11 protein-coding genes are annotated in these 12,192 nt (G+C 69.2%); 5 read left to right on the forward strand and 6 right to left on the reverse strand.

The genetic code is table 11. The features are described from left to right. Window positions 1–3 precede the first annotated feature (3 nt). Complete coding sequence (locus ACK4HL_RS00935) at window positions 4–879, reverse strand: tyrosine-protein phosphatase (protein WP_409755709.1); 876 nt, start codon at window positions 877–879, stop codon at window positions 4–6. 178 nt (window positions 880–1,057) lie between these two features. Here ACK4HL_RS00935 and ACK4HL_RS00940 point away from each other — a divergent pair, with 178 nt between their 5' ends. The 5 genes from ACK4HL_RS00940 (at window position 1,058) to ACK4HL_RS00960 (ending at window position 5,956) form a co-directional block, all read left to right on the forward strand. After that, a complete protein-coding gene (locus ACK4HL_RS00940) occupies window positions 1,058–2,017 on the forward strand; it encodes a tripartite tricarboxylate transporter substrate binding protein (RefSeq protein ID WP_409755712.1) in 960 nt (319 codons plus the stop codon). A 6-nt stretch (window positions 2,018–2,023) separates the two neighbouring features. Next, the gene (locus ACK4HL_RS00945; protein ID WP_409755715.1) at window positions 2,024–2,494 is read left to right on the forward strand and encodes a tripartite tricarboxylate transporter TctB family protein; all 471 of its coding nucleotides are present in this window, start codon (window positions 2,024–2,026) and stop codon (window positions 2,492–2,494) included. Continuing rightward, window positions 2,494–3,999: a tripartite tricarboxylate transporter permease gene (locus ACK4HL_RS00950; RefSeq protein ID WP_409755718.1), complete on the forward strand. Its 1,506-nt coding sequence runs from the start codon at window positions 2,494–2,496 to the stop codon at window positions 3,997–3,999. Before ACK4HL_RS00945 ends, ACK4HL_RS00950 begins: the two co-directional genes overlap by 1 nt. Before the next feature lie 92 nt (window positions 4,000–4,091). Beyond that, window positions 4,092–5,501, forward strand: a complete 1,410-nt coding sequence (locus ACK4HL_RS00955) for a malonyl-CoA decarboxylase (RefSeq protein ID WP_409755720.1) — start codon at window positions 4,092–4,094, stop codon at window positions 5,499–5,501. Window positions 5,502–5,605: 104 nt separating this feature from the next. Continuing rightward, entirely contained in the window at window positions 5,606–5,956 is a 351-nt protein-coding gene (locus tag ACK4HL_RS00960; RefSeq protein WP_409755723.1) for a MarR family winged helix-turn-helix transcriptional regulator, read from the forward strand. Between the two features lie 434 nt (window positions 5,957–6,390). Here ACK4HL_RS00960 and ACK4HL_RS00965 read toward each other — a convergent pair whose 3' ends face one another. Genes ACK4HL_RS00965 through ACK4HL_RS00985 form a run of 5 tightly spaced genes read right to left on the reverse strand, consistent with a single transcriptional unit; the run spans window position 6,391 to window position 12,192 of the window. Further along, on the reverse strand, window positions 6,391–7,332 hold the full coding sequence (locus tag ACK4HL_RS00965; protein ID WP_409755726.1) for an ABC transporter permease: 942 nt from the start codon (window positions 7,330–7,332) through the stop codon (window positions 6,391–6,393). Further along, on the reverse strand, window positions 7,329–8,378 hold the full coding sequence (locus tag ACK4HL_RS00970; protein ID WP_409755729.1) for an ABC transporter permease: 1,050 nt from the start codon (window positions 8,376–8,378) through the stop codon (window positions 7,329–7,331). Before ACK4HL_RS00970 ends, ACK4HL_RS00965 begins: the two co-directional genes overlap by 4 nt. Continuing rightward, complete coding sequence (locus ACK4HL_RS00975) at window positions 8,368–9,888, reverse strand: ABC transporter ATP-binding protein (protein ID WP_409755732.1); 1,521 nt, start codon at window positions 9,886–9,888, stop codon at window positions 8,368–8,370. The genes ACK4HL_RS00970 and ACK4HL_RS00975 overlap by 11 nt, the downstream gene beginning before the upstream one ends. Beyond that, window positions 9,885–11,249, reverse strand: coding sequence for an amidase family protein (locus ACK4HL_RS00980; protein WP_409755735.1), 1,365 nt, complete (start codon window positions 11,247–11,249; stop codon window positions 9,885–9,887). Before ACK4HL_RS00980 ends, ACK4HL_RS00975 begins: the two co-directional genes overlap by 4 nt. Next, window positions 11,209–12,192, reverse strand: coding sequence for a BMP family protein (locus ACK4HL_RS00985; RefSeq protein WP_409755738.1), 984 nt, complete (start codon window positions 12,190–12,192; stop codon window positions 11,209–11,211). Before ACK4HL_RS00985 ends, ACK4HL_RS00980 begins: the two co-directional genes overlap by 41 nt.

A 12,192-nucleotide genomic window follows, 5' to 3' on the forward strand; every position in this document is an offset into this window, starting at 1 on the left:
TTCTCACGGCCGGGCGAGGTAGATGTCGCGCAGCGCCCGCTGCTGCGCTGCATCGATCCCGAGACCTTCCGCGAAATAGCTTTCGATCGTGCCGTATCGCGTTTCCATCTCGTCGAAGGCGGCTTCGAGATAGTCCCGCCTCACGCCGAGCACGGCAGGCGGAATCGATGGATCGCCCCCCGCGGCGACGAAGCGGTCGATCGGCTTCCCGTAGAGCGGCAGGATGTAGTCGTTGCTGCGCAGGAAGTCCGCGTAGACCTCCTCCCGCGCCACGCCGAGCAGCGTCAGCAGCGCTGCGGCCGCCCAGCCCGTGCGGTCCTTGCCGGTGGTGCAATGGAACAGCGCCGGGAGCCGGCTGCGGTCGGCGAGGCCGAGGAACAGCTTGCGGTACTCCCGCCTGGCGCTCGGCAGCGTCACGAAGTCCCGGTAGGACTTGGCGAACATCGCCTCGACGCGCCCGCCGCCCAGCGCCGCATTCGCCTGCTTCGGGTCGCGCAGCAGCTTCCCGAGTTCGGCGGGGCCCGCCTGGTCCTCATCTGCCAGCACATTCAGCCAGACGGGCTCGACGCCGGGCGGCAATTCGTCGGGACGCTTCCTTCGCTCCTCCTCGGTGCGCAGATCGTATGCCGCCTTGAGGCCGAGCCCGGCGATCCTCTCCATGTCGGCCGGGCTGATGCCGCTCAACTGGTTGGAGCGGTAGAGAAGCTGCATGCGCACCGTGCTCCCCTCCGCCGCGGCATGGCCGCCGAGGTCGCGCAGGTTCGGAACCGATGCGATGCCGAGGCTTTCCCCCGCCGCCTCCGACATGGACGGCAGCGCCAGCAAGAGCAAGGCCGCGGCGATTGCACGGATGATGTCTGGGCGCAGGACATGCCTCATGTCGGTTCTCGCTCGATTTATTCAACATTCCCTATATCGTGCCGGACGGACGTGATCCACCCGTCGGGAAATTCCGGCGCGCTGGCGCGAGGCGCCGCGATGCTCTAACCTCTCTCCTCCGGGCCAACTGCATGCCTGGATGAACCGGGTGGCAATCAAACGAACTGGGAGAACAGCAATGATCAGACGCACCTTCACCGCCGCCCTCCTCGCCGTCTCGCTGCTGGCGGGCTCCGCCGTGACGGCACGGGCCGTGGACGATCTCCGCATCATCGCCCCCGCCAAGCCCGGCGGCGGCTGGGACCAGACGGCGCGCGAGCTCGCCGAGGTCATGACGGCGGGCGGCGCCAAGGGCGTCACCGTCGAAAACGTGCCCGGCGCCGGCGGCACGGTGGGCCTCGCCCAGCTCATCGACCAGGAGAAGGGCAAGCCCAACGTCCTGATGGTGAACGGCCTCGTCATGCTGGGCGCCATCCTCACCAACCAGTCGCCCGTCAACCTCTCGATGACGACGCCGATCGCCCGCCTCACCGGCGAATACGAGGTGATCGTCGTTCCCGCCGCCTCCGAGATCAAGACGCTCGCCGACCTCGCTGCGAAGCTCAAGGCCGATACCGGCGCGGTGGCGATCGGCGGCGGCTCCGCCGGCGGCACCGACCACATCCTCGCGGGCCTCGTCGTCAAGGCGGCCGGAGGCGACGTCACCAAGCTCAACTACGTGCCCTTCTCGGGCGGCGGCGAGGCGCTCGCCGCGATCCTCGGCGGCCACGTGGCGGCCGGCATCAGCGGGCTCAGCGAATGGGCGGGCCAGATCGCCTCGGGCGAACTGCGCGTGCTCGGCATCTCGGCGCCGGAGCGCCAGGCCGGCATCGACATCCCCACCCTCAAGGAGCAGGGGATCGACGTCGAACTCGCCAACTGGCGCGCCATCGTCGCTCCCCCGGGCCTCGACGACGCCCAGAAGAAGGCGCTGCTCGACGCCGTCGACGCCGCGGTGAAGAGCGACGCCTGGAAGAAGGTGCTGGAGGAGAAGAAGTGGACCGACCTCTATCTTCCCGGCGACGGCTTCGCCAAGCTGATCGAGCAGGAGACGGCGCTCACCACCGAAATCCTGAAGAGCGTCGGCCTCGTCCAGTAGGCGCGCTTGAACGGCTCCAACAGGCTTTCCGTGGCCGGTCTCCTGATCGGCCTCGGACTGATTGCCGCCGCCGCCGTGATCGGCGCTGATGCGATGGGCATGCGCGTGCCGCCCGTCCATGCGAAGGTGGGCCCGCGCGTCTTCCCCTATCTCGTTTCTTCGGGCCTGGCAGTGGCCGGCGCGGCGATTGCCTGGCAGGCGTGGAACCGCAGCTTCCCCCGCGAGGAGGGGCGGACCGACTGGGGCGCCGTCGCGGTGATCGCGGCGGGCCTCCTCCTCCACATGAATCTGCTGAAGCCGCTGGGCTTCGTGCCCGCCGCGGTGATCCTGTTCGTCAGCGTCGCCTTCGCCTTCGGAAGCCGGCGCTCCCTGCGCGATCTCGCCGTGGCGGTCGTGATCGCGGGCCTCGCCTATCTCGCCTTCACCAGGCTGCTCGGCCTGCAGCTGCCGGCAGGCCTCCTTCAGGGAGTCCTGTGATGGAGGCCTTTGCTGCCCTCCTCGACGGCTTCGCCACGGCGCTGACGCCCGTCAATCTCATGTGGTCGGTCATTGGTGTCACGCTCGGCACGCTGGTCGGCATCCTGCCCGGCATCGGCCCCGCGCTCACCATCGCGCTCCTGCTGCCCGTCACCCGCAACCTCGATCCCACGGGCGCCTTCATCATGTTCGCCGGCCTTTATTACGGCGCCATGTACGGCAGCTCCACCACCTCGATCCTGCTCAACACGCCGGGCGAGTCGGGCTCGATCATCACCGCGCTTGAGGGAAACCAGATGGCGCGGCGCGGCCGGGGTGCGGCGGCGCTCGCCACCGCCGCCATCGGCTCCTTCATCGCCGGCACCATCGGCACGCTTCTCCTCAGCTTCCTCGCGCCCTTCTTCGTGCGGCTCGCCATCATGTTCGGCCCGGCGGAGTATTTCGCACTCATGGTGCTCGCCTTCACCACGGTCTCGACGCTGCTCGGCGCCTCCGTGCTGCGCGGCCTGACGAGTCTCTTGATAGGCCTCGCCTTCGGGCTTGCCGGAACCGACATCCTCACCGGCCAGCCGCGGCTCGTCTTCGGCATGCCCAGCATGCTGCGCGGCATCGACCCCGTCGTCGTGGCGGTCGGGCTCTTCGCGGTGGGCGAGGCGCTGTTCATGGCCTCGCGCAAGGATCTCCGCGAGGGCGTGATCCAGCCGATCCGCGGCTCTCTCTTCATGACGCGCGAGGAATGGCGCCGCTCATGGAAGCCGTGGCTGCGCGGCACGGCGATCGGCTTTCCCTTCGGTGCGCTTCCGGCGGGCGGCACGGAGATCCCGACCTTCCTCTCCTACTATGCCGAAAGGAAGCTGTCGCGGAACCCGGAGGAATTCGGCAAGGGCGCGATTGAGGGCGTCGCCGGCCCCGAAGCCGCCAACAACGCTGCCGTGGCGGGCGTGCTCGTGCCGCTGCTGGCGCTGGGCCTTCCGACATCGGCCACCGCCGCGATCCTGCTCGCCGCCTTCGAGCAATACAATCTTCAGCCCGGCCCGCAGCTCTTCACCGCCTCGGGCGGCCTCGTGTGGGGCCTCATCGCCAGCCTCTACATCGGCAACGTCATGCTCCTGGTGCTGAACCTGCCCCTCGCCGGATTGTGGGTGCGCCTGCTGGCGATCCCGCAGCCGCTGCTCTATGGCGGCATCCTCGTCTTCTCGACGCTCGGCGTCTACTCGATCAGCAACTCGACCTTCGATCTCGTCCTCCTCTTCATCGTCGGCCTCATCGGCTTCCTGATGCGCCGCCATGACTTTCCGGTCGCTCCCGCCATCGTCGGCCTGATCCTCGGCCCCCTCGCCGAAGCCCAGTTCCGCCGTGCACTGACGATCTCGCAGGGAGACCCGTCGGTCTTCCTCACGCACCCGCTGTCGCTGGCCCTGCTCCTGGCGGCGCTCGCGGTGGTCGCGGTGCCGCTCGTTCTCGGCGTGCTGCGGCGTGTGCGCACACCGTTCCCCGGCTCATAGGCCGCAGCCGAACAAATCCGCGCCCCGGCGGTTGCAGATGGCGCCGCCGATGACGTAAGACCGTCACCTTCCACCGGCAGAGAGGAATGGAGATGCCAGAGCGCCAGCGCGACGTCCTGTCCGAACTGCTTCAGGCGGTGGCCGAGCGCAGCCGCAAGCTGCTGCGCCTGCCTTTCGGCGGCGAGCAGGAGCTTTCCGCCGAGGCGCTCGCAGAGGCCCTGCTGTCGACGCGCGGCGAAGCCTCGGGGGTGGCGCTCGCGCGCGCCCTGCTCCAGCGCTGGAACGCGATGGGCGAGGAGGAGCGGCGCGCCTGGTTTCATCATCTCGCCCGCGAGCTGGGGCCCGAACGCGATGAACTGGAGAGCGCCGTCGCTGCCTGGGTGGCGGAGCCCTCACCAGCCCATGCCGGCCGCCTCCACCGCGCCGCCGAGCCGCGCCGGCAGGAGCTCTTCCGCCGCATGAACCTGGCGCCGGGCGGCACGGCCACGCTGGTGAGGATGCGGGCCGCGCTGCTGGCCGAGCTCGCCGGCGCGCCGGAACTGGCGCCCGTCGATGCCGATTTCGAGCGCCTCTTCGCTTCCTGGTTCAACCGCGGCTTCCTCGTGATGAAGCGCATCGACTGGTCCTCGCCCGCCGACATCCTGGAAAAGATCATCCGTTACGAGGCCGTGCACGAGATACACGGCTGGGCCGACCTCAAGGGCCGCCTCCAGCCGGCCGACCGGCGCTGCTTCGCCTTCTTCCATCCGCAGATCCCGGAGGAGCCACTCGTCTTCGTCGAGGTGGCGCTGACGCGCGGCATGCCGGCGAAGATCGCTCCCCTGATCGCGGCGGACCGTCAGCCCATCGCCGAGGAGGAAGCCGACACCGCCGTCTTCTATTCGATCTCCAACACCCAGGATGGGTTGCGCGGCGTCTCCTTCGGCAACTTCCTCATCAAGCAGGTGGTGGAGGAACTGCTGCGCGAGGTCCCGGGGCTCAGGCACTTCGTAACCCTGTCGCCCGTGCCGGGCTTCGCCGCATGGCTCGAGCGCCAGCGCGGCGAGGATGGCGAGAGGCGCCTGCCGCCGGAACTCTTCGCGGCCCTGGCCGAACCTGGCTGGCACGAGCGGCCGGAGCAGCGCGATGCCGTGCAGCCGCTCCTCGAGCGGGCGGCGGCCATCTACCTCCTCGAGGCCAAGGCCAGGAACGGCAAGCCGGCAGACCCGGTCGCCCGATTCCACCTGAACAACGGTGCCGCCCTCGAGCGCATCGATTTCTGCGGCGACGTCTCGGAGAAGGGCCTCCGCCAGTCGCACGGCGTCATGGTCAACTACCTCTATGACCCCGCCGCCATCGAGCGCAATCACGAGGCCTATGCCCATTCCGGCGACGTCACGGCCTCGGCGCAGGTCCGGCGCATGCTCGCGCTCGAGGAGCCGGGCTCGCTCAGCCGCGGGCTCCAGGCGCTGCTGCCGCCCCGTGGCAGCAAGGCCGGCGCGAAGAAGGGAGCAGCCCGCTGAAGCGCCTGCCGGGACCGGTCTAAACTGCAGGTCGCCTCGCATCGGTTGTTCGGGTATTGAGCGGGAAAGATGAGACGTTTAGCGCTAAATTCTTGAGCACGCCGATGGAAAAGGACCAGCTGATCTTCCGCATCACCCGCCTCATCCGGGCCATCGAGGAAAGCAGCGGCCTCGACGCGATGGACCTATCGGCCCGTGCCATCCTGAATTTCGTCGGCGAGGCCGAGGCGCGCAAGCAGCTGCTGAACGTGTCGGACGTGGTGAGAGGCCCCGGATTCGGCACGCCGCCCACCGTCTATTCGCGGATCGCGGAACTCGAGCATGCAGGCTGGATCCGTTGCGTGCCGGACCCGGAAGACGGACGCGCCAAGCACGTCCGGCTGACGCCCCAGGCCCATCGCGCCTTTTCGCGCATGTCGGCCGCCACGCGAAAGCTCATCGCCGCCAAGGGCTAGCCTGCCGCCCCGCGAGATCAAGGCTCAATTCATTTGAGCAAGTTGTTCCGGTGAAAGTCATTTCTTCTCGGGTCCTCGGAACGCCGCGCCGCCCGCCTGCCGGAGAACAATGCTTTCGCACCCGTGCTTCCTGCCAGGGCGCAAGGATCACCCGCAAGTCCCTGAGGAGAATCGGTTTCCTCTCGCCTGAAACGTTTGAGGCCCTCCTCCGAAGCTGGCCGAAGGCCGGGTGAACGCAGTTCCGGCGAGCCTGGAGTGGAATGACCTTTGACGCAATCGCGACGGCTCCCGCGACGTCTCCAGACCGTCACCCCGGCGAAGGCCGGGGTCCAGCTTTGGGCTTCAGCTGTTTGACACATGAGCTGGACTCCGGACTTCGCCGGGATGACGGGAAAAAGAGAAACAAGCGTGATTTCGCTCTATATCGTTCCGCTCTAGCGCTCGCCCCTGCGGTAGGGCTGCATCAGCGCTTCCGGCACGCGCGCCCGCCTCGCCACAAGCACCAGGGCGAGGATCGAGAGCACATAGGGAGCCATGAGGAAAAGCTGGTAGGGAACGCCCGGCACCGCCGTCTGCAGGCGGAGCTGGAAGGCGTCGAACAGCGCGAAGAGCAGCGCGCCCAGGAGTGCCTTGCCAGGACGCCAGGAGGCGAAGACGACGAGCGCGATGGCGATCCATCCCCGGCCCTGCACCATGGTGGGGAAGAAACTGTTGAAGGCCGCCATGGTGAGGAAGGCGCCGCCCACCGCCATGAGCGCCGAGCCTGCCACCACCGCGCCGATGCGGATGCGGATGGGGTCGAGCCCCTGCGCCTCGACGGCATGCGGATTCTCGCCCGTCATGCGCACGGCCAGCCCCAGGGGCGTGCGCGCCAGCACCCAGGCGGAGACCGCCACGGCAAGGATCGCCAGGTAGGTGGGTGCGGTCTGGCTGAACAGCGCCTCGCCGAGGAAGGGAATGTCGGACAGCACCGGGAAGCGGATCGGCTGAAACGGCACGATGGTGGGCGGCAAGTCGCCCACCTCCACCCACATGCGGTAGAGGAAATAGGAGAGCGAGGCGGCGAACAGCGTGATGCCGAGCCCCGTCACGTGCTGGGAAAGGCCGAGCGGCACCGTGAGCACCCCGTGCAAGAGCCCGAAGGCGGCGCCGGACAGGGCCGCCACGATGAGACCCATCCACAGGCCGCCGCCCCAGAACACCGTGAGCCAGCCTGCCATCGCGCCCATGGTCATGATGCCCTCGATGCCGAGGTTGAGCACCCCCGCCCGCTCGCAGATCAGCGCGCCCAGCACCCCGAAGATCAGCGGCGTCGCGATGCGCAGCACTGCCGCCCACAGGCTGGCGCTCGCGAGAATGTCGAGGGTGGTGCTCATCGCCTGATCCTGTAGGTGGTGAAGAGGAGGGCCGTCAGCATGGCGAGCAGCGACACCGACATGATGACGTCGGCGATGAAGCTCGGCACCCCCGTGGCCCGGCTCATCGCGTCGGCGCCGACGAAGACGGTGGCGACGAAGACCGCCGCGGCCACCACCCCCGCCGGGTGCAGTGCGGCCAGCATGGCGACCACGATCCCGGCATAGCCGAAGCCCGGCGACATGGTGGTGGTCACGTATCCTGTCGGCCCCAGCACCTCGACGGAACCCGCGAGTGCGGCGAGCCCGCCTGAAAGGAAGGCCACAGCCATCAGGGTGCGCGACAGGCGGACGCCCGCAAAGGCCGCGGCCTTGGGCGCAAGGCCCGCCGCCCGCGTCTCGGCGCCGAACACGGTGCGCGCCTGGATGAGCCAGACCAGTGCCGCGGCGGCCACCGCCACCAGAAGGCCGATGTGGAGACGCGAGCGCGGCACGAGCTTCGGCAGCCTGAGGCTGGCGTCGACCGGTACGGACTGCGGCCAGCCGAAGGCCATCGGGTCCTTCAGAGGGCCTTCGACCATGAGGCCGACGAGCAGCAGCACGATGAAATTGAGAAGCAGCGTCACCACCACCTCGTCCACCCCGAAGCGCAGCCTGAGGAGCAGCGGCGCCATGAGAAGCAGTGCCCCCGCGATGATGCTCACCGCCATGAGGAGGCTGATCGCCAGGGGTGCGGGAAGCCCCGCGAACAGGCTGTGGCCGAGCCCCGCGGTGACGAGGGCGCCGATATAGAATTGCCCCTCGCCGCCGATGTTCCACACCCGCGCCCGGAAGGCCACGGCGGCGGCAAGCCCTGTCAGCATCAGCGGCACGGCGCGCGTCAGCGTTTCGGTGATCGACAGGCGGGAGCCCAGTGCGCCCTTCAGCATTTCGCCATAGGCGGCAAGCGGGCTCACCCCGGCGGCGGCGATCAGCCCGGCGCAGAGCACCAGCGCCACGAGGATCGCGGCGAAGGGAGCGATCACCAGCGCGGTGAGCGAGACGTCGGCGCGGCGCTCAAATCGCATGGTTCGCCTCCCACACGCCCGCCATCATCAGCCCCAGCGTGCGCGCATCCGCCTGCTCCGCCGTCACCGGTGCCGAAAGCCTCCCCTTGACGATCGCCTGGATGCGGTCGGAAAGCGCCACCGCCTCGTCGAGGTCTTCCGAGATCAGGAGGATCGCCGCCCCCGCCGCGCGCGCCGCCAGCAGCTCGGCGTGGACACCGGCGATGGCGCCCTCGTCGAGGCCGCGCGTCGGCTGGTTGGCGAGGATGAATTTCGGCGCATTGGCGAGGTTGCGCCCCAGGATGAGCTTCTGCATGTTTCCGCCCGAGAGCTGACGGGTGCGCGTGTCCGGCGTGGCGCCGCGGATGTCGAAGCGGCGGATGAGCTCGGCCGCGAAGCCGCGCGCCGCGCCGCGCCGCACGAAGCCCGCGCGCGAGAACGCCGGATCGTCCAGCCGTTCGAGCACGGCGTTCTCCCACACCGCGAGATCGCCGATGGCGCCCTCCGCGTGGCGGTCCTCGGGGATGCGGCCGATGCCGCGGCGGATCAGCGCGCGCGGCGTGGCCTTCGCGATGTCCTCGCCCTGGAAGGTGAGGCTCCCCTCCTCCGCCTGTGCCGTGCCCGAGAGCAGCCGCCCGAGCGCCGCCTGGCCGTTCCCCGAGACGCCGACGATGCCGAGGATCTCGCCCTCGCGCACCTCGAAGTCGACCCCGTCGAGCCCCGTCCCGTGCGCCGGCCTCACGCGGAGCCCGCGCGCCGTGAGCACGGGGCGCCCGGTGGCATGCGCCTCCCGCTTCGGCCGCGTCACGCTCCGCCCCACCATGAGTTCGGCCAGTTCCGAGGACGTCGTGTCCGCCGTCACGCGCTCGGCCGCCACGCGGCCGCCGCGCAGCACGATCACCCGGTCGGAGGAGCCCATCACCTCGTGGAGCTTGTGGCTGATGAAGATGATCGAGAGGTCGCCCGCCGTCATTCCCCGCAGCGTGCGGAACAATTGCTCGGCCTCGGGCCTGGCCAGCACGGCCGTCGGCTCGTCGAGGATCAGGATGCGGGCGTCGCGGTAGAGCGCCTTCAGGATCTCGACGCGCTGGCGCTCGCCGACGGAGAGGTCGCCTACCCGTGCGGCCGGGTCGGCGGGAAGGCCGAACGTCTCGGAGATGCGCCTGATCTTGGCGATGGCCTCGGAGCGCCGGCTGTCCGCCCTCGTCAGCGGCTCGGAGCCGATGATGATGTTCTCCAGCACGGTGAGGTTCCCGGCCAGCGTGAAGTGCTGATGCACCATGCCGACGCCTGCCGCGATGGCGGCGCGCGGCCTGCCGGGCGGCAGGGCTGCGCCGTTCACCCTCACCTCGCCTTCGTCCGCCGTGTAATGGCCGAAGATGATGTTCATCAGCGTCGTCTTGCCCGCGCCGTTCTCGCCGAGCAGCGCCAGGATCTCGCCCTGCTTCAGCTCGAAGCTCACGGCGTCGTTGGCGGTGAGCGCCCCGAAGCGCTTGCTGATGCCGCGGATCTCGAGAACGGGGCTCGTCATGGGTGGCCCGCGATCGGGTAAGGGAATGTGACCGGCGGCGCGGCATAGGCGAGCCATGCCGCAAAATCCAGCAGCGCCCGGTCCGTGCCCATCCGGCTCATCAGCTGGATGCCGACGGGAAGCCTCCGCTCATCCTCTCCGAAGGGCATGGCCAGCGCCGGGGCGCCCGCCACATTGGCAAGAGCGGCGTTGGGGGCGGTGGCCTCCATTTGCGCAAAGTGGGCCGCGGCGTCGGTGGCCTCCATGTCGAAGGCGCCGAAGGCCGGCGGTCCGTCGGCCAGCACCGGCGAGAGGACCACGTCGAACTCTTCGAACGCCTGCCAGAGCTCATGGCCGGTCCGCGCAATGTCGCGGCTCGCGGCGAAGAGCCGGGTGGCCGGCATGGCTCGTCCCTCCTCCGCCACCGCGGCGGCGAGCGGCGGCAGCTCCTCCCCGGGGATGGCGAGTGCGGCCACCCATTCCGCCAGCGAGGCCGTGAGGATGGTCCGGGCGATCCCGGCGGCCCTCTCCCCCAGCCTGTCCGGGGCGGGCCGCTCATCGACAAGGCATCCGCGCGCGCGGAGCACATCCGCTGCATGTCGCGCGACAAGATTCTGCATCTTTTTGCAACGTTCCGGCATGCATAATGCAACGCGCGGCGTCGTCGCGAACGTCGTGTCCTGGCCATGGGCCACCGCCTCGAAGGCGGCCGCCACGTCCCGCAGCGAGCGCGCCAGGACAAGCTCCGTAGCAAGCCCCATCAGGTGGTTGCCGAAGCCCGGCGCGCCGGAAACCGCGCCGCGCGAGGGCTTCACGCCGTAGAGTCCGCAAGCGGCCGCCGGCACCCGGATCGAGCCCGCCGCGTCCGTCGCATGCGCGATCGCGACGATCCCCGCCGCCACGGCCGCCGCCGCGCCACCTGACGATCCACCCGGCGAAAATTGAGGATTCAAAGGATTGCGCGCGGGGTCGGAGGTAAGCGCCAGGCCGAAGGGCGGCACCGTGCTGAGCCCCGCCTGCACCAGCCCCGCCTCCTGAAAGCGCGTGAACAGCACGCTCTCTTCCGCCATCGTCCGCTTCCGCACCGCCGCGAGGCCGGCCCCCGGCGGAAATGCCGCCGAACCGGAGCCGAGGTCCTTCCCCAGGAACGGCACGCCGCTGAACGGCCCCGGCCGCGCCCTCTCCGCCGCCGCCAGCGCTAACTCGGGGTCGAGCGTAGCGATGGCGCCAAGCCCGGCCCGCTCCGCCGCCGCGTCGAGCGCCGCCCGCATCGCCTCCGGCGCGGTGGTCCGGCCGGAAGCGATCGCGGCAGCGAGGGACGTTGCGTCCTGCACGTTCCGGTCAGGCTGGCTCAGTCGCGTCGATCGGAACTTCGAAGGCACCGGAGGCGATCGCCGCCTTCTTTTCCTCCATGGCGGGCACCGCGTCCGCCGGCACCTCGGCGGCAACGTAAATCAGTTCGTTTCCGCCATGTTTCATGAAGGAATACTCGGTGTAATCGCGTCCCACGGGCTTCTTCGCCTTGATATCCGCCACGATGGCGTCAATCGTCGGGCGGTAGTTCCACAGCGCATTGGCGAAGACCGTGCCGGGGTAACGCGGCGAATAGTCGATGAGCGAGCCGATGGCCTTGACGCCACGCTCCTTCGCGCCGTCGGCCGTGCCGATGCGTTCGCCGAACAGGATGTCCGCACCGGCGTCGATCTGCGCCACTGCCGCCTCCTTGGCCTTGGCCGGGTCGAACCAGGCGCCGATGAAGCCGTTCAGGAACTTGGCATCCGGGTTCACCTCCTTTACGCCCATGCGATAGGCGTTGATGAGCAGGTTCACCTCTGGGATCGGATAGCCGCCCACAGAGCCGAAAACGTTTGATTTCGACATCTTTCCGGCCAGCATGCCGGCGAGGTAGGCGGCCTCGTGGTTGCGCGTGCCGAACACGCCGAAATTGTCGCCAGCCGGTCCGCCCGAGGAGCCCATCAGGAAGGCTGTGTCAGGATAGTCGGCGGCCACCGCGCGCGCCTCGTTTTCCACCGCGTAGCTTTCGCCCCAGATCAGTTGCGCGCCGCTCTCGGCATATTCGCGCATGGCGCGGGGATAGTCCGTGGCCGAGACGCCTTCCGAGAACTTGTATTCGATGAGCCCGTCCTTGGCGGCGGCCTGCATCGCGGTGTGGATGCGCGAGTTCCAGGCATTCTCGACCGGCGAGGCGTGAACCCCGGCGACCTTGATGGGAGCATCCGCATTGGCGCGGCGGAAAATGGCGGGAAGCACGAATGAGGCCGCCGCGCCCGCAAGCAGGTGGCGGCGAGTGGTCGACAGGGACAT

This window comes from Aestuariivirga sp. (genome assembly GCF_046294715.1).
Classification (GTDB): domain Bacteria; phylum Pseudomonadota; class Alphaproteobacteria; order Rhizobiales; family Aestuariivirgaceae; genus Aestuariivirga.